This window comes from Pseudoxanthomonas sp. SGNA-20 (assembly GCF_003931635.1).
Lineage (GTDB): Bacteria > Pseudomonadota > Gammaproteobacteria > Xanthomonadales > Xanthomonadaceae > Pseudoxanthomonas.
In genome coordinates, this window is sequence record NZ_RRYK01000001.1 from 108,509 (window position 1) to 129,720 (window position 21,212).

General features: G+C 72.8%; 20 protein-coding genes. 19 read left to right on the forward strand and 1 reads right to left on the reverse strand.

Annotated features, from left to right (window positions below):
• Positions 1–85: 85 nt before the first annotated feature.
• From EIM48_RS00465 to gspM, 12 genes are all read left to right on the forward strand, one after another.
• Positions 86–2,719 (forward strand): TonB-dependent receptor, encoded by a 2,634-nt coding sequence (locus tag EIM48_RS00465; RefSeq protein ID WP_125110868.1) that lies wholly within the window; start codon positions 86–88, stop codon positions 2,717–2,719.
• Between the two features lie 154 nt (positions 2,720–2,873).
• Positions 2,874–3,701, forward strand: a complete 828-nt coding sequence (locus EIM48_RS00470; RefSeq protein ID WP_158675186.1) for a type II secretion system protein N — start codon at positions 2,874–2,876, stop codon at positions 3,699–3,701.
• On the forward strand, positions 3,698–5,782 hold the full coding sequence (gene gspD, locus EIM48_RS00475; RefSeq protein ID WP_125110869.1) for a type II secretion system secretin GspD: 2,085 nt from the start codon (positions 3,698–3,700) through the stop codon (positions 5,780–5,782). Before EIM48_RS00470 ends, gspD begins: the two co-directional genes overlap by 4 nt.
• Positions 5,779–7,266: a type II secretion system ATPase GspE gene (gene gspE, locus EIM48_RS00480; RefSeq protein WP_125110870.1), complete on the forward strand. Its 1,488-nt coding sequence runs from the start codon at positions 5,779–5,781 to the stop codon at positions 7,264–7,266. Before gspD ends, gspE begins: the two co-directional genes overlap by 4 nt.
• On the forward strand, positions 7,253–8,452 hold the full coding sequence (gene gspF, locus EIM48_RS00485; RefSeq protein WP_125076581.1) for a type II secretion system inner membrane protein GspF: 1,200 nt from the start codon (positions 7,253–7,255) through the stop codon (positions 8,450–8,452). The genes gspE and gspF overlap by 14 nt, the downstream gene beginning before the upstream one ends.
• 32 nt (positions 8,453–8,484) lie before the next feature.
• On the forward strand, positions 8,485–8,931 hold the full coding sequence (gspG, locus tag EIM48_RS00490) for a type II secretion system major pseudopilin GspG (RefSeq protein ID WP_125110871.1): 447 nt from the start codon (positions 8,485–8,487) through the stop codon (positions 8,929–8,931).
• The gene (locus EIM48_RS00495; protein ID WP_125076579.1) at positions 8,928–9,425 is read left to right on the forward strand and encodes a GspH/FimT family pseudopilin; all 498 of its coding nucleotides are present in this window, start codon (positions 8,928–8,930) and stop codon (positions 9,423–9,425) included. Before gspG ends, EIM48_RS00495 begins: the two co-directional genes overlap by 4 nt.
• Positions 9,409–9,780 (forward strand): type II secretion system minor pseudopilin GspI, encoded by a 372-nt coding sequence (gene gspI / locus EIM48_RS00500; protein ID WP_125110872.1) that lies wholly within the window; start codon positions 9,409–9,411, stop codon positions 9,778–9,780. Before EIM48_RS00495 ends, gspI begins: the two co-directional genes overlap by 17 nt.
• Positions 9,765–10,370 (forward strand): type II secretion system minor pseudopilin GspJ, encoded by a 606-nt coding sequence (gene gspJ / locus EIM48_RS00505; protein ID WP_125076577.1) that lies wholly within the window; start codon positions 9,765–9,767, stop codon positions 10,368–10,370. The genes gspI and gspJ overlap by 16 nt, the downstream gene beginning before the upstream one ends.
• Positions 10,367–11,344, forward strand: coding sequence for a type II secretion system minor pseudopilin GspK (gspK, locus tag EIM48_RS00510; protein ID WP_158675187.1), 978 nt, complete (start codon positions 10,367–10,369; stop codon positions 11,342–11,344). Before gspJ ends, gspK begins: the two co-directional genes overlap by 4 nt.
• Positions 11,344–12,462, forward strand: coding sequence for a type II secretion system protein GspL (gene gspL, locus EIM48_RS00515; RefSeq protein ID WP_158675188.1), 1,119 nt, complete (start codon positions 11,344–11,346; stop codon positions 12,460–12,462). Before gspK ends, gspL begins: the two co-directional genes overlap by 1 nt.
• Positions 12,463–12,491: 29 nt before the next feature.
• Positions 12,492–12,959, forward strand: a complete 468-nt coding sequence (gspM, locus tag EIM48_RS00520) for a type II secretion system protein GspM (RefSeq protein WP_158675189.1) — start codon at positions 12,492–12,494, stop codon at positions 12,957–12,959.
• A gap of 60 nt (positions 12,960–13,019) precedes the next feature.
• Here the strand turns inward: gspM and EIM48_RS00525 are convergent, their stop codons facing one another.
• Positions 13,020–14,315, reverse strand: coding sequence for a porin (locus EIM48_RS00525; protein ID WP_125110875.1), 1,296 nt, complete (start codon positions 14,313–14,315; stop codon positions 13,020–13,022).
• Positions 14,316–14,589: 274 nt separating this feature from the next.
• Between EIM48_RS00525 and pstS (EIM48_RS00530) the strand changes: the two genes are divergently transcribed.
• From pstS (EIM48_RS00530) to rnt, 7 genes are all read left to right on the forward strand, one after another.
• A complete protein-coding gene (gene pstS, locus EIM48_RS00530) occupies positions 14,590–15,600 on the forward strand; it encodes a phosphate ABC transporter substrate-binding protein PstS (protein WP_125111219.1) in 1,011 nt (336 codons plus the stop codon).
• 199 nt (positions 15,601–15,799) lie between these two features.
• On the forward strand, positions 15,800–16,894 hold the full coding sequence (gene pstS / locus EIM48_RS00535; RefSeq protein WP_125076573.1) for a phosphate ABC transporter substrate-binding protein PstS: 1,095 nt from the start codon (positions 15,800–15,802) through the stop codon (positions 16,892–16,894).
• A 100-nt stretch (positions 16,895–16,994) separates the two neighbouring features.
• On the forward strand, positions 16,995–17,963 hold the full coding sequence (pstC, locus tag EIM48_RS00540) for a phosphate ABC transporter permease subunit PstC (RefSeq protein ID WP_125110876.1): 969 nt from the start codon (positions 16,995–16,997) through the stop codon (positions 17,961–17,963).
• Positions 17,963–18,823, forward strand: a complete 861-nt coding sequence (gene pstA / locus EIM48_RS00545) for a phosphate ABC transporter permease PstA (protein WP_028915374.1) — start codon at positions 17,963–17,965, stop codon at positions 18,821–18,823. The genes pstC and pstA overlap by 1 nt, the downstream gene beginning before the upstream one ends.
• Positions 18,816–19,670 (forward strand): phosphate ABC transporter ATP-binding protein PstB, encoded by an 855-nt coding sequence (gene pstB, locus EIM48_RS00550; RefSeq protein ID WP_186828151.1) that lies wholly within the window; start codon positions 18,816–18,818, stop codon positions 19,668–19,670. Before pstA ends, pstB begins: the two co-directional genes overlap by 8 nt.
• Positions 19,671–19,793: 123 nt before the next feature.
• Positions 19,794–20,486, forward strand: coding sequence for a phosphate signaling complex protein PhoU (phoU, locus tag EIM48_RS00555; RefSeq protein ID WP_019399266.1), 693 nt, complete (start codon positions 19,794–19,796; stop codon positions 20,484–20,486).
• Positions 20,487–20,615: 129 nt separating this feature from the next.
• Positions 20,616–21,212, forward strand: a complete 597-nt coding sequence (gene rnt / locus EIM48_RS00560; RefSeq protein ID WP_186828153.1) for a ribonuclease T — start codon at positions 20,616–20,618, stop codon at positions 21,210–21,212.

Genomic DNA, 21,212 nt, shown 5'->3' on the forward strand with positions numbered 1-21,212 from the left:
TACGCGGCGCGGCGGCGTCCTTCGCCGCCGCGCCGCACGACGTTTCCCTTCCGCCTGCCCTCCGCAGCCAAGGCTATCCTCCATGATGTCCAAACTACCCCGCATCGGACCGCCCCGCTCCAGCCTGTGCCTGGCCGTCGCCGCCGCGCTGGCGACGCCCGCCTGGGCCGAGCAGTCCGCCGACGCCGCCACCGCGGCCGTGGCCGCCGCGGTCCAGCTCGATTCCGTCCAGGTACGCGGGGAGCACATCCCCGAGCCGATGCAGCACACCACCGAAGTGGCCACCTTCGTGACCCGCGAGGACCTGCAGCGCACCGGCGACAGCGACGCCGCCCAGGCGCTGACCCGCGTCAGCGGGCTGAGCGTGGTCGGCGAGAAGTTCGTCTACGTCCGCGGCCTCGGCGAGCGCTACTCCTCGGCCCTGTTCAACGGCTCGCCGCTGCCCAGCCCCGAGCCGCTGCAGCGCGTGGTGCCGCTGGACCTGTTCCCCAGCGAGGTGCTGGAGGGCGTGACCGTGCAGAAGACCTACTCGGCGCGCTACCCCGGCGAGTTCGGCGGCGGCGTGATCGACCTGCGCGGCCTGACCGTGCCCGAGGAGGGCTTCCTCAAGCTGTCCATCGGCACCGGCGGCAACAGCGTCACCACCGGCGAAAAGGGCCTGACCTATTACGGCGGCGACGACGACTGGTGGGGCTACGACGACGGCACCCGCAAGATGTCGCCCGAGCTCAGGCAGGCGCTGGCCACCGGCCGGCGCGTGGACCTGGGCGCGGACTTCGACCGCGCGGACATCCGCACCATCGGCCGCAGCATCAACGACCCCAACCTGTACCTGCTGCAGCAGAAGGACAGCATCGACCCGGACTTCAGCTTCGGCGGCAGCGCCGGCAACTCGATGGAGGTCCAGGACGGCGTGGACCTGGGCTTCGTGGCCGTGGCCAACTTCAGCAACGAGTGGCGCACCCGCACCGGACGCCAGCAGGACGGATACTTCACCGACGACGAGGTGGAGTTCAACAGCAGCTACGACTTCGCCTCCACCCGCAACAACGCCCGCGTCAACGCCATGTTCGGCGCCGGCCTGAAGGGCGAGAGCCACGAAGTGACCTTCACCTCGCTGTACGTGCACGACACCGTCAAGCAGGCGCGCAGCCGCGCCGGCGAGGACAACCTGGCCGGCTTCGAGGTCCGCGACGACTACACCGAGTGGTTCGAGCGCACGCTGGTCAACAACCAGGTCAGCGGCACCCACCGCTTCGGCGAGTACGACGACCTGACCGTCGAATGGCGCGGCGCCGTTTCCCGCGCCAACCGCGAGTCGCCGTACGAGACCGGCATCAGCTACGAGAACGTGGAGGGCTACTGGAGCCACGACGCCTCGCGCGTGCAGAACTACATCCGCTTCGGCGAGGTGGAGGACGAGGTGGCCAGCGGCGGCGTGGACGTGGGCTGGCGCCTGCCGACCGAGCGCGAGTTCGTCCTCTCGGGCGGCGCGTCCTACTCGGACAACGACCGCAGCGCCTGGCAGCGCGAGTTCCGTTTCCTGGCCCTGGACGGCGCCCTGCCCTTCTACAACCGCTACCAGCGCATCGACTACCTGTTCTCGGACTACAACCTGAGCCAGGACCTGCTGCGCCTGCGCGAGACCACCGGCAACACCGGCGCGGCCGCCTACGACGCCACGCTCAAGGTGCGCGCCGCGTACCTGCAGCTGGAGGGCGAGGTGGTGCCGATGGTGCGCGCCAGCCTCGGCGTCCGCTACGAGGACGCCACCCAGGCCGTGCATCCGTACGACATCTTCACCGGCCAGCGCATCGAGTCGCCGGCGCCGCTGGAGGAGGACTACCTGCTCCCTGCGGCCACGGTGACCTGGAACTTCGCCGACAACCAGCAGCTGCGCTTCGGCGTCTCGGAAACCATCGCCCGTCCGCAGTTCCGCGAGATGGCGCCGCAGCAGTACAACGACCCGGACAACGACCGCCTGTTCTACGGCAACCCGAACCTGGTCGACAGCAAGCTGCGCAACTTCGACCTGCGCTACGAGTGGTTCTTCGGCGCCGGCGAGTACCTGACCGCCGGCCTGTTCCACAAGGAGATCGAACGGCCGATCGAGGCCAACGTGAACGAGGCCGGCGGCGTGGTGTTCCAGAGCTTCGTCAACGCGCCCTCGGCCACCGTGCAGGGCTTCGAGTTCGACGCCAAGAAGTACTTCGACCTGCCGATCCAGGCGGCCTGGTGGGGGGACAACCGCCTGTACGTGGCCGGCAACTACACCTGGTCGGACTCGGAGGTCGAGGCCGGCGAAGGCGACACCGTGCATCCCTACGGCTACGCCACGCCCATCCCGGCACGCCTGTTCGTCCGCGACGGCAGCCAGCTGCAGGGCCAGTCCGAGCACATCGCCAACCTGCAGCTGGGCATCGAGAGCGCCAGCTCGGGCTTCCAGGCGACCCTGGTGGCCAACCACGTCAGCGAGCGCATCCTGGCGCGCGGCCGTCCCGGCCAGCCGGACTACATGGAGAAGCCGGGCACCACGCTGGACCTGGTGGTGCGCAAGGGCTTCGACCTGTGGGACCGCCGCGGCACGCTGGCGTTCACCGCGCGCAACCTGCTGGAGACCGACCACGAGGAGTACCAGGAGCGCGGCGGCCGGCGCGTGGACGTGTACACCTACGAGCCGGGCGTCAGCTACAGCGTGAGCCTGTCGGTGGACTTCTGACGCGGGTGCCACGTGCGTCCCGACGGCCCGGCCCCGCGCCGGGCCGCTTTGTTTCAGTTCCGTGCATCGCGCGCGCGGACTGAAACCGGCACGTCACATTTCTGACTCATCCTGTCATCGAACCGGGGCTTTCCGGCCCCGCGCACCTATCGACGTGCCACGACCGCTCCCGAACTCGCTCCTGCGGCACTGGCCGGCGCTGGCCGAGGCCGCGCTCGTGCTCGTGCTGCTGCTGCAGCTGGCACGGCTGCTTTGGCTGGCGTTCGCGCCGGCGCCGGCGTCGGCCGGGGCGGCGCCGGTGGCGGTGGCGGCCGAGGCGCCGGCGCTGGCCGGCCTGGATCCGTTCTTCGGCAACGCACCGGAGGCGGCCGGCGAGGCCGGCAGCTGGCGGCTGTTCGGCCTGCGCGTGGCGGCCGACGGCGGCTCGGCCATCCTCGCCCGCGACGGCGGCCCGCAGCAGGCCTACCGCGTCGGCGACGCGCTCGCCCCGGGCGTGGTGCTGGAGGCGGTGGCCGCCGACCACGCCGTGCTGCTCGATGCCGGCGTGCGTCGCCGGCTGGAGCTGCCGGCGGTCCAGGGCGCCGGCCCGGGCGGCGGGCCTGCACCGGCCGCCCTGCCCGCTTCCGCGCCTGCGCCTGCGCCGGCCGCCCTGCCCGCTCCTGCGCCGGCCACCGCGGCCGCGCCCGAGCAGGAGACGCGCGACGTCGACCCCGCGCGCCTGCTCGCCGAGGCCGGGCTGCGCACCTACCAGGAGGCCGGCCGCGTGGCCGGCTACACGCTGATGCCCCGCGGCGACGCCGCGCTGCTGCGCGCCGCCGGCCTGCAGCCCGGCGACGTGCTGCTCAGCGTCAACGGCCAGGCGCTCGATCCGGAGCACCTGCCGGAAGTGGCCGAACAGCTCAAGTCCAACCCGCGCGCCGTCATCGCCTACCGACGCGATGGCCAGGTGCGGACCGTCACCCTCGGAACCGGCTCCCCATGACCCCACGCCCCGCCGCCCTGCTGCTGATCGCCGCGGGCGCACTCGTCTTCCCGGTGCCGCCGGCGCAGGCCCAGGCCGCGTCCGCGCCGGCGCTGCGCATGCAGAACGTGGAGCTGTCCGCGTTCATCCAGGACGTGGCGCGCGCCACCGGCACCACCTTCATCGTCGATCCGCGCGTGCAGGGCACGGTCACCGTCACCCGCGGCGACGCCATGTCCAACGAGGACCTGATGGGCGTGCTGCTGGCGGTGCTGCGCGGCAACGGGCTGATCGCCGTGCCCGCGGGCCCGGCCACCTACCGCGTGGTGCCGGACGACACCGCCGCGCAGCAGCCCGGTACGCCGCTGGGCTTCGCCACGCGCGTGTTCCCGCTGCAGCGCATCGACGCACGCGCCGCGGCCGAGACGCTCAAGCCGCTGGTCGGCCGGGGCGGCGTGGTGGTCGCGCTGCCGCAGGGCAACCAGTTGCTGGTGGCCGACTACGCGGACAACCTGCAGCGCATCTTCGGCCTGGTCGAGCGCATCGACCGCGACAGCGCCAGCATCGACACCGTCGCCCTGCGCAACACCTCGGCGCGCGAGCTGGCCGCCACCCTGGCCGGGCTCTACGGCGGCACCACCGACCGCAGCGCGGCCGCGCCGCTGTCCGTGGTGCCGGTGGAGAGCAGCAACTCGCTGCTGCTGCGCGGCAACCCGGCGCTGGTGCAGCGCGCCGCGCAACTGGCGATGGAACTGGACGCCCGCGCCGAGCGCAGCGGCGACGTGGCCGTGGTCCGTCTGCAGCACGCCAGCGCCGAACAGCTGCTGCCGGTGCTGCAGCAGCTGATCGGCCAGGCCCCGGACCCGGTGGCCGCCGCGTCCGGCGCCGACGCGGCGCGCATCCCGTCGGCCCCGGCCGGGGCCGCCACCGACGCGGCCAGCACCCAGATCATCGCCCCGGCCAGCGGCAAGCGCCCGGTGATCGTGCGCTACCCCGGCGCCAATTCGCTGATCGTGCACGCGGACCCGGACACCCAGCGCGTGCTGCTGGACGTGATCCGCCAGCTGGACGTGCGCCGCGAGCAGGTGCTGGTCGAGGCGCTGGTGGTGGAGATCTCCGACGAGGCCGCGCGCAAGCTCGGCGCGCAGCTGCTGCTGGCCGGCCGCGACGGACGCGTGCCCATCGGCCTGACCCAGTTCTCCAATGCAGGGCCGGGCATGGCCGCGCTGGCCGGCGGCGCGCTCGCCGGCGATTCGGAGAGCGAGGCGGCCGATCTGGCCCGCCGCGCCGCGGCGCAGGCGCTGCTCGGCCTGAGCGGCGGCCTGGTCGGCCTGGCCGACCGCAGCGACGACCGCCTGTTCGGCCTGATCATCAACGCGGTCAAGAGCGACACCGGCTCCAGCCTGCTGTCCACGCCCTCGATCCTCACCCTCGACAACGAGGAGGCGCGGATCATGGTCGGCCAGGAGGTCCCGGTCACCACCGGCGAGGTGCTGAGCACCAACAACGACAACCCGTTCCGCACCATCGACCGCCAGGACGTGGGCATCCAGCTCACGGTGCGGCCGCAGATCAACAGCGGCGGCGGCATCACCCTGTCGATCAAGCAGGAGGTGTCCTCGGTCAACGGCACCGTCAGCACCACCAGCGACGAGCTGGTGCTCAACAAGCGCGAGGTGGAGACCAACGTGGTGGTCGACGACGGCGCCATCGTCGCCCTGGGCGGCCTGCTGGACCAGAGCGACGAGGCGCGCACCGAGAAGATCCCGGTGCTCGGCGACATTCCGGCGCTGGGCGCGCTGTTCCGCAGCAGGTCGCGCAGCCGCAGCAAGACCAACCTGATGGTGTTCCTGCGCCCGACCATCGTCCGCGACGCCGCCGACGCGCAGCGCCACACCGCGGCCCGCTACGGCTACCTGCGCGAGCAGCAGCTGCGCGGGGACCCCACCGCGCTGGCCGAGCTCGACGCGGTGGTGCGCGACTACCTGCGCGCCAACCCGCCGGTCGCGCCGGTCGCGGCCCCCGCCCCCGCCCCCGCCCCCGCCCCCGCCAAGGCGCCGGTGCAGCCAGGCGCGGCCACGGACGGCGGTTCGCCGCGATGAGCACGGCCGCGCCTGCCCTGGCCTACGCCTTCGCCAAGCGCCACGGCGTGCTGCTGCTCGGCGCCGGCGGCCACGTCGCGCTGCGCGAGGGCAGCGACCCGCAGGCGCTGGCCGAGGTGCGGCGCGTGCTCGGCGTGCCCCTGCAGGTGGATGTGCTGGAGCGCGCCGAGTTCGACCGCCGACTCTCGGAGATCTACGCCGACGCCGCGCTCGGCAACGCTCCCGGAGTGGAGGCGCTGGACCTGCACGGCAACCTGGACTCGCTGGTGGAGGACATCCCCAGCACCGCCGATCTGCTGGAGAGCCAGGGCGACGCGCCCATCATCCGCCTGATCAACGGCGTGATCGCCGAGGCCGCGCGCATCGGCGCATCGGACGTGCACATCGAGCCGTTCGAATCGGCGCTGCGCGTGCGCTTCCGCGTGGACGGGGTGATGCGCGAGGCGGTGAGCCTGCCGGCGCGGGTGGCGCCGCTGCTGGTCTCGCGGGTCAAGGTCATGGCCCGGCTGGACATCGCCGAGAAGCGCGTGCCGCAGGACGGCCGCGTGTCGCTTGCCATGGGCGCCAAGGCGCTGGACGTGCGCGTCTCGACCCTGCCCACCCGCGGCGGCGAGCGCGTGGTGCTGCGCATCCTGGACAAGGATCAGGGCGCGCTTTCGCTGGAGCAGCTGGGCATGGAGCCGCCGGCGCTGGCCGCGCTGCGCGACGCGCTGCGCACGCCGAACGGCATCGTCATGGTCACCGGCCCCACCGGCTCGGGCAAGACGACCACGCTCTACGCCGCGCTGGCCGCGCTCAACGACGGCGAGCGCAACATCCTCACCGTCGAGGACCCGGTCGAGTACGCCATCGAGGGCGTCGGCCAGACCCAGGTCAACGCGCGCGTGGGCATGACCTTCGCCGCCGGCCTGCGCGCCATCCTGCGCCAGGACCCCGACGTGGTGATGGTCGGCGAGATCCGCGACGGCGAGACCGCGCAGGTCGCGGTGCAGGCCAGCCTGACCGGCCACCTGGTGCTGTCCACCGTGCACACCAACGATGCCGCCGGGGCCATCACCCGCCTGCGCGACATCGGCATCGAGCCCTTCCTGCTGGCCTCGAGCCTGCGCCTGGTGATGGCCCAGCGCCTGCTGCGCCGGCTGTGCCCGCACTGCCGGCGGCCGCGCGGCGACGACCGCCTGGACGCGGCGCTGGGCGGCGGGCGCGCCGGCGGCACCGTGTACGAGGCCGTCGGCTGCCCGCGCTGCAACCACACCGGCTACGCCGGCCGCATCGGCATCCACGAATTCATCGTCGTGGACGAGCGCATCCGCCGCCTGGTCGCCGAGGACGCCGGCGAGGACGCCATCGCCGAGGCCGCGTTCGCCTCCGGCGGCGGGCGGCTGGCCGACGCGGCGCGGCGCTGCGTGGCCGCCGGCGTCACCACGCCGGAGGAGGCCGTGCGCGTGACCCGCCAGGAGAACCCGGGCGATGTCGGCGTTTGAGTATTCCGCGCTCGACGGCCGCGGCCGCACCCGCACCGGCACGGTGGCCGCGGCCAGCGCGCGCGAGGCGCGCGCGCTGCTGGAACAGCGGCAGCTGGTGCCGGTGCGCCTGGAGCCGGCGCGTCAGGCCGCCGCGCGCGCCGCCGGTGGCCGCTTCACCGCGCGCGACCTGGCGCTGCTGACCCGCCAGCTGGCCACGCTGGCCGCCAGCGCGCCGCTGGAAGAGGCGCTGCGCACCATCGGCAGCCAGAGCGACCGCCGCGGCGTGCGCCGGGTGGTGATGGCCACGCACGCGCAGGTGCTGGAGGGCTACCGCCTGGCCGACGCCATGGCGCAGCAGGGCAACGCCTTCCCGCCGCTGTACCGGGCCATGGTCGCCGCCGGCGAGAGCTCGGGCGCGCTGCCGCAGATCCTGGAACGGCTGGCCGAGCTGCTGGAGCGGCAACAGCAGCTCCGCGCGCGCCTGGCCGGCGCGCTGGTCTACCCGGCGGCGCTGGCGTTCACCGCGGTGCTGGTGGTGGCGGCGCTGATGGGCTTCGTGGTGCCCAAGGTGGTGGAGCAGTTCGACTCGATGGGCCGCGCGCTGCCGTGGCTCACCCGCGCCGTGATCGCCGTGTCCGACGCGATCGCCCAGTGGGGCTGGCTGGGGCTGGCGCTGCTGGCGGTGGCGGGCGTGGCCTTCCTCCGGTTGCTGCGGCGCGAGGACTTCCGCATGCGCTTCGACGGCCTGCTGCTGCGCCTGCCGCTGCTGGGCCGGGTGCTGCGCGACCTGCATGCCGCGCGCATGGCGCGCACGCTGGCCATCATGCTCGAGAGCGGGTTGCCGCTGCTCGAGGGGCTGTCCATCACCGCGCGCACCGTGGGCAACCGCGTGCTGCGCGCGGCCACCGCCACCATGGTCACCGCAATCGACGAGGGCAGCAGCCTGTCGTCCGCCATGCGCCGCGCCGGCGTGTTCCCGCCCACCCTGCTGTACATGGCCGGCAGCGGCGAGGGCAGCGGCCGCCTGGCGCCGATGCTCGGACGCGCCGCCGACTACTTGGAGCGCGAGATCGACACCGTCTCGGCCGCCGCGCTGAGCCTGCTCGAGCCGGCCATCATCGTCGCCCTTGGCGGCGTGGTCGCGCTGATCGTGCTCTCCATCCTGCTGCCCATCCTCCAGTTCAACTCGCTCGCGCTCGGCTGAGCGCGCCCCGACCCCGCACCGAGGAACCGCCCATGCGACCGCCCCGCCGCTTCCGCCCGCATCCGGACGCCGCCGGCTTCACCCTGATCGAGCTGATGGTGGTCATCGTCATCATCGGCCTGCTGGCCACGGTGGTGATGATCAACGTGCTCCCCAGCCAGGACCGCGCCATGGCCGAGAAGGCCCGCGCCGACGTGGCGCTGCTGGAGCAGGCGCTGGAGACCTACCGCCTGGACAACCTGGCCTACCCGCGCAACGACCAGGGACTGCAGGCGCTGCTGCAGGCGCCGGCCGGGCTGGCGCGGCCCGAGCGCTACCGCAAGGGCGGCTACATCCGCCGGCTGCCGGACGATCCGTGGGGCAACCCCTACCAGTACCGGATCCCGGGCCGGCGCGGCGCGTTCGACGTCTATTCCTTCGGTGCCGACGGCGCCGAGGGCGGCGAAGGCGAGAACGCGGACATCGGCAACTGGCAGTGACCGCGCGCGCGCGCCCACGCCGCCACCTCCCCGCGCCGCGGCGCAGGCGCGCGCGCGGCTTCACCCTGCTGGAGCTGCTGGTCGCCGTGGCCATCGCCGGCCTGGCCGCCACCGCGGTGCTGCTCTCCCTGCCGGACGACGACGCCACCCTGCACCGCCAGGCCGACGGCTTCGCGCAGCGCCTGGGCCACGCGCGCGACGAAGCCATCCTCGGCGGGCGCACGGTGCAGGTGCAGGTGGACGCGGCCGGCTACCGCTTCGCGCGCCACGACTTCGGCGCCTGGGTGCCGCTGGAGGACGGTCCGTTCGCCGCCCGCGCCTGGCAGGACGGCGTGCGCGCGCTGCTGCCCGCGCGCCAGGACCGGCTGGGCTTCCGCTTCGATCCCACCGGCGCGGCCGAGCCGCAGGCGGTGGCGCTGGCCCTCGGCCAGGCCCGGGTGGAGGTGTCCGTCGATCCTGCCGGCAAGGTGGACGTGCATGGCCGCCCGCACTGAAGGGCCCGCCCGCGCGCCGGGCTTCTCCCTGATCGAACTGCTGGTGGCGCTGGCGGTGCTGGCGCTGGTCGTGGCCGGGCTGCTGAACCTGGCCGGCGAGAGCGCGCGCACCGCGGCGCATGTGGAGCAGCGGATACTGGCGGGCATCGTCGCCGACAACCTGGCCGCCGAGGCCATGCTGGCCGACGCCGCCACGCTGGCCGCCCCGGCCGACGGCGTGGCGCACCTGGGCGGGCGCGACTGGCGCTGGCGGCGCACGGCCACCGTAACCGGCGCGGACGGCCTGCTGCGGGTGGACATCGTGGTCGTCGGCGAGGACGGCGGCCAAGCCGCCGATGCGTGGGTGTTCCGGTGAAGGCGCGCGGCTTCACCCTGGTCGAAGTGCTGGTCGCGCTGGCGGTGTTCGCCCTGCTCGCGGCCGCGGCGGTGGCCATCCTGGCCTGGGCCGGGGACCAGCAGGCCGCGCTGCGCGCGCGCATGGAGCGGCTGGGCGAGCTGCAGCGGGCGCATGCGCTGCTCAAGGCCGACCTGTCGCAGGCCGCGGTGCGGCGCACGCGGTTGCCGGACGGCGGTATCGCGCGCAACGCCTTCGACGCCGCGCCGCCGGGCGACCTGTCGCGGCCGTTGCTGGGCTTCGTGCGCCGCGGCCGCGAGAACCCGGACGCCGAACCGCGCGCCTCGCTGCAGTACGTGGAGTACCGCGTGGTCGACGGCCGGCTGGAGCGCAGCGCGCGCCCGGCCCTGGACGGCACCGCCGCGGCCGCGCCGCAGGTGCTGCTGACCGGCGTGGAGGACGTGCGTGCCGGCTTCTACTCGCACGGGCAGTGGAGCGACGGCTGGATCGGCGGGGCGCAGGCGCTGCCGCGCGCGGTGCGTCTGGACCTGCGCCTGCGCGACTTCGGCCCGGTGCGCCAGGTGTTCGTGCTGCCGGAGGCCCCGCCGTGAGCGCGCCCCGTCCCGCCCGCCAGTCCGGCACCGCGCTGCTGTCGGTGCTGCTGATGGCCGCGCTCATGGGCGTGCTGGTGGTGGCGATGCTGGACGACATCCGCTTCGGCCTGCGCCGCACCGCCAACGCCGACGCAATGGCGCAGGCGCAGCGCCTCGCCTTGGGCGCCGAGGCGCTGGCGCGGCGCAAGGTCGCGGCGCTGGCGCGCGAGGACGTGGCCGTGGCCGCCTGGAATGGCCGGCCGTTGGCGTTTCCCGTCGAGCACGGCCTGGTCCGCGCGCGGCTGCGCGACGGCAGCGACTGCTTCAACCTCAACAGCGTGGTGGAAGGCGCCGCGGGCCAGTGGCGCCGGCGCGAGCTGGGCGTGCGCCAGTACGTGGCGCTGCTGCAGGCGCTGGATTTCAGTGCGGCGCAGGCGCAGGCGCTCGCCGACGCGCTGGCCGACTGGATCGACAGCGACCACCGCCGCGCGCCGTTGGGCGCCGAGGACGGCAGCTACGCCGCGCTGCAGCCCCCCTACCGCACCGGCGGCACGCTGCTGGCCGAAGTCAGCGAGCTGCGCGCCGTGCAGGGCTACACGCCGCCCGTGTACGCGCGCCTGCGTCCGTACGTGTGCGCGCTGCCGCGGCCGGACCTGTCGCCGGTCAACGTCAACGCGCTGGCCCCGGCGCGCGCGCCGGTGCTGAGCATGCTCACCTTGGGTGCGCTGACCCCGGCGCAGGCGCGCCGGGTGCTGGAGTCGCGCCCGGCCCGCGGCTGGCGCGACGCGGCCGCCTTTTGGGCCGACCCGGCGCTGCTGCAGGCGCCGGTGCCCAACGAGGTCTACGACCAGGTGTCGCTGCGCAGCCACTGGTTCGTGCTCGACGCCGAGGTCGAGTACGCCGGCGCGCAGGTCGTCCTCAGCGCGCTGCTGGAACAGGACGGCAGCCGCGAAGCACGCTTGGCCGCCCGCCGCTGGACCCGAGACGAATGATGAAACCGCCTTCCGCCACCCGCTTGACCCTGCTCGCGCGCGACCCGGCGCAGCCTTCCACCTGCCTGCGCATCGACCCGTCCGGGCGCATCCTCGCGCGGCAGCCGCTGCTTCCGGGGCAGGCACCGCCGCCGCCTCCGGGCGAGTCCGTGCGCGAGGTCGTGGCCGTGCCCGGCGAGTCGGTGCGGCTGCTGTGGCTGGAGCTGCCCGCGCGCCATCCGGCGCAGGCGCTGGCCGCCGCGCGGTTGCAACTGGAGGACCACGTCGCCGGTGCGGTCGAGGGACTGCACGTGGCCATCGCGCCGGCGGCCGCCGGCCCGCGCCTGCTGGGCGCGGTGGAGGACGCCACCCTGCGCGGCTGGCTGCAGCGTTGCGCACAACTGGGCATCTCGCCGCACGCGGTGGTGCCGGACTGCCTGCTGCTGCCCGAGGCCGACGACGGCACGCTGCTCGCCGCGCCGGCCGGGGACATGCTGGCCGTGCGCGGGCCTCGGCTGGCGTTCACCGCCGAGCCCGGGCTCGCACGCGCGATCGCGGGGGCGCGCCCGTTGCGGATGCTGGAACCCGGCGAGGCGGAGGCGCGCTTCGCCGCCGCCGCGGCCGGCGAACCGCCGCTGGACCTGCTGCAGTACGGCCACGCCCGCCGCGACCCCCGCGCGCGGCGCCGGCGCCGGCGGCTGGCGGTGCTGGCCGCGCTGGCGCTGTGCTCGCCGGTGCTGGTCGATGGCGCCCTGGCGCTGCGCTATGCGCTGGGCGCGCACTGGATGCAGGCGCGCGCCGACGCGCTGGCGGTGCAGCAGGTCCCGGCGCTGGCCGCCAGCGCCGACCCGTCGGCCGCGCTGCACGCACTGCACGCCGAGCTGGCCGCGCCCGCGGTGCTGGCGCAGCACTCGGCGGCGCTGTTCGGGGCGCTGCCGGCCGTGCCCGGCGCGCAGCTGGACAGCTACGAGTTCGCCACCGCCACCGGCGTGCGCGCCGGGCTGCTGCACGCGGGCGAACAGGACCTGGAAACGCTGCGCGAGCGCCTGGCCCCGGCGGGGCTGGCGCCGGTGCCGCTGGAGAGCCGGCCGGTGGACGGCGGGATGCGCAGCCTGGTGGGCGTGGAGGCATTGCGATGAGCGCAACGGGCAGAGGGACTTTCGCGCGCATGCACCCGTGGTGGGACGCCCGCGCGCCGCGCGAACGGTGGATGCTGGGGGCGATGGCCGCGATGCTGGCGGCCTTCGCCTACTGGTACGGGCTGCACCTGCCGCTGCGCGGGGCGGCGGAGGCGGCGCGGCTCCGGCACGACCGGGCCGCGGCGGAGCTGGCGCGGGTGCGATCGGAGGCGGCGGGAGTCGCGGCGCTGGAAGAGCGCATGCCGGCGCGGCCAAGCGACGCGGCGGCGCTGCGGGCGGCGGTGCTGGCCGCGGCGGCGAAGGCCGGGCTGGCGGTGTCGCGCGAGCGCGACGACGGCGGCTTCGGCATCGAGGCCGATGCGGCCAGCCCGGGGCAACTGTTCGCGTTCCTGGATGCGTTGCGCCAGGACCACGGGCTGGCGCCGGCCACGCTCAGCGCGGCCAAGAGCGAAGGCCGGCTGCGCGTGCAGGCGCAGTTCGTGATGGCCGCGCATTGAGACATCCGCATGAAAAGGAAGAGCCCCGCGCAGGCGGGGCTCTTCCGGAAGCCAGGCGGCTTACCAGCTGAACTGGGTGCGGACCGCGTACTGCCCGGTCTCGTCCCCGGTGGCTTCGTTGTCGCCCCGGGTGTAGTTGAACATGAAGCGCAGGTTGGGGTTGACGTAGTAGTTGACGCCGAGGATGACGCTGGTGGCCTGGCGGTCGTCGATGTCCCGGTTCTCGATGGTGTCGTAGCGGGCGGTCAGCTCCCACAGGCCCCTGTCGGTGACCTTGGGCGCGCCGAACACGCCGGTGGCGGACTTGTACGCCTTGTGCCCGCCGTTGATCAGCCAGCTGCCCTGCAGGTACCAGGTGGTCACGTCCTGGTCGCCGCCGATGGGCTGGCCGAACACGGCGTTGACGTACTCGCCCTGGAAGAACAGCGGACCGAACGCGCCGGCCGCTTCCAGGCCGTAGGCGGTGACGGTGTTGCGGCTGGCGCCGGTGGTGGTGGCGATGGCCTGCGACGGGCCGCGGCGGCCGGCGTAGCTGGCCGAGGCGACGAGGTCGGCCGAGCCCTGGTTGGCGTCCTCGCGGCTGGCCCAGCCGCCGAAGTGCAGGGTGTCGTTGTCGGTATTGATCGGCGCCCAGGTGACGCGGCCGGCCGCGCCCATGCCCTCGTTGCGGCTGCCCGAGGCACCGCGCAGGTTGAACACGGTGAAGCCGGCGGTGTAGTTCTCGCCTGCGCGCTGGTAGCCCACGCCCTGCTGGAACTGGCGGCCGTTGAACAGGCCGGTGGCCGAGGCGAAGGGCCGCTCCATCATCAGCAGGTCGTTGGAACTGGTCAGTTCCTCCATCGAGCGGTACGGCTTGAAGTGGCCGATGGTGACCTTGCCGCCCCACAGGCCGGTGGCGATGTAGGCGTCGCGCAGGCCTTCGAGGTTGGTGCCGGCGGCGAAGTCCTGCTCCAGCTTGTAGTCCCAGCCCAGCGCCTTGCCGGCCAGGGTCAGGCGCGCGCGGCGGAACTCGCTGGTGCCGGTGGCCGAGGCCTGGTCGCGGTCGAAGGCGTAGGCGTCGAAGTGGATACGGCCGCCGAGCGAGGCCTCGAACTGCTTGTCGGGCGAGGTGACCTTCAGGCCGCCCTTGGTCTCCACCTTGGGCGTGGTGGTGGCGATGTTCTCGATGCTCTGCTGGGTGCCGACGTTGATGTCCGACTGCGCGTCGGTGCGCGCCTCCAGTTCGGCCACGCGGGCCTGCAGCGCGGCCAGCTGCGCCTTCAGTTCGGCCAGCTCGGCGCTGTCGGCGGCGGCGGCGTCGAAGGCGGCCGTGCCGGCGGCCAGCGCCAGGGCCAGTGCCAGGGGTGAATGACGCATGGATGCTCTCCGGATGATGAGGGGGTGCCCCGGCCGGTGCGCGCGGGGAAGGTCGCGCCGCCAGGTTCCGCGCGCAGCATGTGGCGGAAACATGACCGGCGTATGACGCCGCCTGTCACATGACGGGAAGGCGCGGCGCAGGATGCCGCCGCCGGTCATCCGCCCGTCATGGTTACGACATCTGGCTGTCATGCATCGCCTGTGCAATGGCCGGGCCGACGCGGGTCCCGCCGCGCCCCCTCTGCTGCCCCAACAGGAGCCCCGCTTGAACGCCATGTCCAAGTTCCGCGCCGCCGCCGCGCTGGTCGCGCTGTCCTTCGCCGCCCAGGCGCACGCCAACGACGTCACCGGTGCCGGCGCGTCGTTCGTCTACCCGGTGATGTCCAAGTGGTCGGCCGACTACAAGGCCGCCACCGGCAAGCAGGTCAACTACCAGTCCATCGGCTCGGGCGGCGGCATCGCCCAGATCAAGGCCGGCACCGTCGACTTCGGCTCGTCCGACGCGCCGCTGCCGCCGCAGGAGCTGGCCAAGTACAACCTCGCGCAGTTCCCGTCGGTGATCGGCGGCGTGGTTCCGATCGTCAACGTGCAGGGCGTCGCGCCGGGCGCGCTGAAGCTGGACGGCCACACCCTGGCCGGCATCTTCCTGGGCAGGATCACCCGCTGGAACGACCCGGCCATCGCCGCCCTCAACCGCGGCCTGGCGCTGCCCGACACCAAGATCACCGTGGTGCACCGTTCCGACGGCTCGGGCACCACCTTCAACTTCGTCAACTACCTGTCCAAGATCAGCCCCGAGTGGAAGCAGAAGGTGGGCGAGGGCACCTCGGTGCAGTGGCCGACCGGCATCGGCGGCAAGGGCAACGAGGGCGTGGCCGCCTACGTGAAGCAGATCAAGGGCGGCATCGGCTACGTCGAGCTGTCCTACGCGCTGCAGAACAAGCTCTCCCACGTGCAGCTGAAGAACGCCGCCGGCCGCTTCGTGCAGCCCAGCGACGAGACCTTCGCCGCCGCCGCGGCCAGCGCCGAGTGGGGCAAGGCCCAGGACTTCTACCTGGTGATGACCAACGCCCCGGGCGAGAACGCCTGGCCGATCACCGCCACCAACTTCATCCTCATGCACAAGAAGCCGAAGAACGCCGCCGGCGCCCGCAACGCCAAGGCCTTCTTCCAGTGGGTCTACGCCAACGGCGACGCCCAGGCCCGCCAGCTGGACTACGTCCCCCTGCCCGACGCCCTGGTCAAGCAGATCGAGGCGTACTGGGCCCAGAACATGAAGTACTGAGCAAGGGGCGGCGAGCCCCTCTCTCCCCTCGCCGCCCGGCACAGGGGCGCGGACCGGACGGTCCGCGCCCTTTCCTTTCCACGGCCCCCGGGACCGTCCAGCGGGGCCGCGGGGAAATGTCATACGGGTGTAACAAAAACATCATTTCATTACGTCCACGCCGGCCCGGCCGGCGCTCCTTCCTGTCGTGAGATCCCCGATGCTTCCCGCCCCGGTCCGCCTCGCCGCCCTGTCCCTGGCCCTGTCCCTGGCCGCCACCGCCTGCTCGCCCTCCGGCGACGGCGCCCCCGCCTCCGCGGCTCCGGCCCAGGCCGGCGCCGCGCCCGCCGGCCAGCAGACGCCGGTCGCGGCCGAGATTTCCGGCGCCGGCGCGTCGTTCATCTACCCGCTGGTGTCGAAGTGGTCGGCCGACTACCACGCCGCCACCGGCAACAAGATCAACTACCAGTCCATCGGCTCGGGCGGCGGCATCGCCCAGATCAAGGCCGGGACGGTGGACTTCGGCTCGTCCGACAAGCCGCTGTCCAGCGAGGAGCTGGCCGAGGCCGGCCTGGGCCAGTTCCCCTCCGCCATCGGCGGCGTGGTGCCGGTGTTCAACCTGCAGGGCGTCGAGCCGGGCCAGCTGCGCCTGACCGGCGCGCTGCTGGCCGACATCTTCCTGGGCAAGATCGCCACCTGGAACGACCCGGCCATCGCCGCGGCCAACCCCGGCGTGGCGCTGCCGGCGGAGAAGATCACCGTGGTGCACCGCTCCGACGGGTCGGGCACCACCTTCAACTTCAGCAACTACCTGGCCAAGGTCAGCCCGGAGTGGCAGCAGAAGGTCGGCGAGGGCACCTCGCTGCAATGGCCCACCGGCGTGGGCGGCAAGGGCAACGAGGGCGTGGCCGCCTACGTGAAGCAGATCAAGGGCGGCATCGGCTACGTCGAGCTGGCCTACGCGCTGCAGAACGGCATGCCCTACGCCTCGCTGCAGAACGCGGCCGGCCAGTGGGTGCAGCCCAGCGCCGAGAGCTTCGCCGCCGCCGCGGCCAGCGCCGACTGGGCCAATGCCCGCGACTTCAACCTGGTGATCACCAACGCTCCGGGCGAGAAGTCCTGGCCAATCACCGCCACCAACTTCATGCTCATGCGCAAGCAGGCCAAGGACCCGGCGCGCAACGCCGCCACGCTGGCCTTCTTCAAGTGGGCCTTCGAGCAGGGCCAGGCGCAGGCCGACGAGCTGCACTACGTGCCGCTGCCGCCGGAGCTGGTGCAGCAGATCGAGGCCTACTGGGCCAGCGAGTTCAAGTAAGCCGGCACGCCCGCGCCACACCGCGTCCCCTGCGCCGCCGGGCGGCGGTCCGACCCTCCCCGGACCGCCGCCCCCGCGCGCACCTATTCCCAGCGAGCCGATGAACACCATCACCCTGCACGCCAGCCAGGCCGACGCGCGCGAGCGCAGCGACGCCCGCGCCGACCGGATGTTCCACTACGCCCTGACCGCCTGCGTGGCCTTCGTGCTGGTCGCCCTGGCCGGGGCGGCGCTGTCGATGCTATGGGGCGGGCGGGACGCGCTGCAGACCCAGGGCCTGAGCTTCTTCTACTCGGCCGAATGGAACCCGGTCGAGAACCGCTTCGGCGCCCTGGTGCCGATCTACGGCACCCTGGTCACCGCGCTGATCGCGATGCTGATCGCGGTGCCGGTGAGCTTCGGCATCGCCTTCTTCCTCACCGAGGTGGCACCGCGCTGGCTGCGCGGGCCGGTCGGCACGGCCATCGAGCTGCTGGCCGGCATCCCCTCGATCATCTACGGCATGTGGGGCCTGTTCGTGCTGGTCCCGGTGATGACCGAATACGTCACTCCCTGGCTTAACGACACCCTCGGCACCGCGCCGCTGATCGGCCCGCTTTTCCAGGGGCCGCCACTGGGGATCGGCCTGCTGACCGCCGGGTTCGTGCTGGCGATCATGGTGATCCCGTTCGTGTCCTCGGTCATGCGCGAGGTGTTCCTGACCGTGCCGGCGCGGCTGAAGGAATCGGCCTACGCGCTGGGGGCCACGCGCTGGGAGGTCAGCTGGGACATCGTCCTGCCCTACACCCGCTCGGCGGTGATCGGCGGCGTGTTCCTCGGCCTGGGCCGCGCCCTGGGCGAGACCATGGCCGTGGCCTTCGTGATCGGCAACGCGGTGCGCCTGTCGCCCTCGCTGCTGGAGCCGGGCACGACCATCGCCGCGCTGATCGCCAACGACTTCGGCGAGGCCACCGAGACCTACCGTTCCGCGCTGGTGCTGCTGGGCTTCGTGCTGTTCATCGTCACCTTCGTGGTGCTCGCCATCGCCCGCCTGATGCTGCTGCGCCTGGCCCGCCGGGAGGGCAACTGATGTCCGCCACCACCGCGCTGTACCTGCGCCGCCGCGTCGTCAACGTCGTCGCCCTGGTGCTGTCCTGCGCCACCGCGCTGTTCGGCCTGTTCTTCCTGGGCTGGATCCTGTGGACGCTGGTGGCCAAGGGCATGGCCGGCATCGACTGGAACCTGTTCACCCGCATGACCCCGCCGCCGATGCAGGAAGGCGGCCTGGCCAACGCGTTCTTCGGCAGCGCGGTGATGTGCGTGATGGCGATCGCCATCGGCACCCCGCTGGGCATCGCCGCCGGCACCTGGCTGGCCGAGTACGGCAACGCGCGCAAGGCCGGCACCGTGGTGCGCTTCGTCAACGACATCCTGCTGTCGGCGCCATCGATCGTGCTGGGCCTGTTCGTGTACACGCTGTACGTGATGCAGACCGGCGGCAACTTCTCCGCCTTCGCCGGCGCGCTGTCGCTGGCCTTCATCGTGCTGCCGGTGGTGGTGCGCACCACCGACGAGATGCTGCGCCTGGTGCCGGTGCAGATGCGCGAGGCCGCGCTGTCGCTGGGCATCCCGCAGTGGAAGGTGATCGTGCAGGTGCTCTACCGCAGCGCCAGCGCCGGCATCGTCACCGGCGTGCTGCTGGCCCTGGCCCGCATCTCCGGCGAGACCGCGCCGCTGCTGTTCACCGCGTTCGGCAACCAGTACTGGAGCACTCATGTCTTCCAGCCCATGGCCTCGGTGCCGGTGGTGATGAACCAGTTCGCCGCCAGCCCGTACGAGTCCTGGCAGGTGCTGGCCTGGGCCGGCGCCCTGGTCCTGACCGTCTTCGTGCTGCTGGTGAGCCTGGCCGCACGCGCCCTGCTGCTGCGCAACCGGATCTCCCATGACTGACCCCGCCCTGGACCTGGCCATGAACCTCCCCGAGACCACCTCCGCCAAGCCGCTGTCGCTGGCCGCCGTCGCCCGTCCGGAGGCCGCCGCGGCGCCGGTCAAGCTCGCGGCACGCGGGCTGGACTTCTACTACGACCGGTTCCATGCGCTGAAGGGCATCGACCTGGAGATCCCGGAGAAGCGCGTCACCGCGCTGATCGGCCCCTCCGGCTGCGGCAAGTCCACCCTGCTGCGGGTGTTCAACCGGATCTACGCCCTGTACCCGAAGCTGGAGGCGCGCGGCCAGGTGCTACTGGACGGCGAGGACATCCTCTCGCCGAAGTACCCGATAAACCGGCTGCGCTCGCGCGTGGGCATGGTGTTCCAGAAGCCGGTGCCGTTCCCGATGACGATCTTCGAGAACGTGGCCTACGCCATCCGCCACCACGAGCGGCTGTCGAAGGCCGAGCTGGCCGGGCGCGTGGAGCAGGCCCTGCGCCAGGCCGCGCTGTGGGACGAGGTCAAGGACAAGCTGCGGCAGTCCGCGCTGGGCCTGTCCGGCGGCCAGCAGCAGCGCCTGTGCATCGCCCGCGCCGTGGCCCTGCGCCCGGACGTGCTGCTGCTGGATGAGCCGACCTCCGCCCTGGACCCGATCTCCACCAGCCGCATCGAGCAGCTGGTGGAGGAGCTCAAGCGCGACTACACGATCGTCATCGTCACCCACAACATGCAGCAGGCCGCGCGCGTATCCGACTACACCGCGTTCATGTACCTGGGCGAGCTGGTGGAACACGACCGCACCGAGACGATCTTCTCCAGTCCCTCGAAGCGGCAGACCGAGGACTACATCACCGGCAGGTTCGGCTGACGCCGAACCTGCCGGTGCGGGATTGGGGATTCGTGATTGGTGATTCGTAAGAGCAAACCAACGCTGCCACCTGAATCCCTAGTCCCGAATGCCTAATCCCGAACCAAGCACCGGAGGTGCTGAATGCATATCGTCAGGAGCTACGACGAGGAACAGCGACAGCTGGTCGAACAGATCATCGACATGGGGCATGTCGCGGTGGCGCAGCTGGAGGCGGCGCTGGACGTGGTCGAGCGCCGCGACGACTCCGCAGCGCGGCGGGTGGTCGCCAACGACGACGCCATCGACGATGCCGAGCGGCGGATCAGCCACGAGGTGATGCTGCTGGCCCTGCGCGGACCGCTTGCGCGCGACCTGCGCGAGATCCTGGTCGGGGTGCGCATCCCCGCGGACATCGAGCGCATCGGCGACTACGCCGCCAATGTGGCCAAGCGCTCGATCGCCCTCAACACCGCGCCCCCGCTGCCGCATACCGCTGGCCTGCGGGCGCTGGGCATGCTGGCCGCCGGCCAGGTCCGCCAGGCCCTGCGCGCCTACCGCGAGGGCGATGGCGAACTGGCCCTGCAGGTGCGAGACAACGACGCGCGCCTGGACCAGCAATACACCGCCCTGTTCCGCGAGCTGCTCACCTACATGATGGAGGACCCGCGCACCATCACCCCATGCACGCACCTGCTGTTCATGGCCAAGAACCTGGAGCGGATCGGCGACCATGCCACCAACATCGCCGAGAACGCCTGGTTCCTGCTGCACGGGGAACCGCCCCCCGAGCCGCGCGACAAGCGCGACGGGACCGCGGCGGCGGCCCCGCCCTGAACCGGCACGCGGTCCCGCGGGCCGGCGGTGCCCCCGCCGGGGCCGCCGTGAAGTACCCTTGCGGGCATGACCGAAAGCGATCTGGACGACCTGCACAAGGACGAGACCCCGGCCGCGCCTCCCGGCGCGATGGCGCGCCGCTTCCGCGGCTTCCTGCCGGTGGTGGTGGACGTGGAAACCGGCGGCTTCGACTGGAACCGCCATGCCCTGCTGGAGATGGCGGCGGTCCCGATCGAGATGGACGAGCAGGGCCTGCTGGTGCCCGGCAAGACCGCCAGCGCGCACTTCATCCCCGCGCCCGGCACCGAGATCGATCCCAAGTCGCTGGAAGTGACCGGCATCGACCTGGACCACCCGTTCCGCCTGGCCAAGCCCGAGCGCGACGCACTGGGCCACGTGTTCAACCAGGTCCGCGCCGCGGTGCGCCGGCACGGTTGCCAGCGCGCGATCCTGGTCGGCCACAACGCCCACTTCGACCTGAACTTCGTCAATGCCGCGGTGGCGCGCAGCGGGCACAAGCGCAACCCGTTCCACCCGTTCAGCGTGTTCGACACGGTGACCCTGGCCGGCGTGGCCTACGGCCAGACCGTGCTGGCGCGGGCGATGCAGGCGGCCGGGTTCGAATGGGACGCCAAGGAAGCGCATTCGGCGGTGTACGACGCCGAGCAGACCGCGCGCCTGTTCTGCCGCATCGCCAACGCCTGGCCCTCGCCGCTGCCGGGCTGA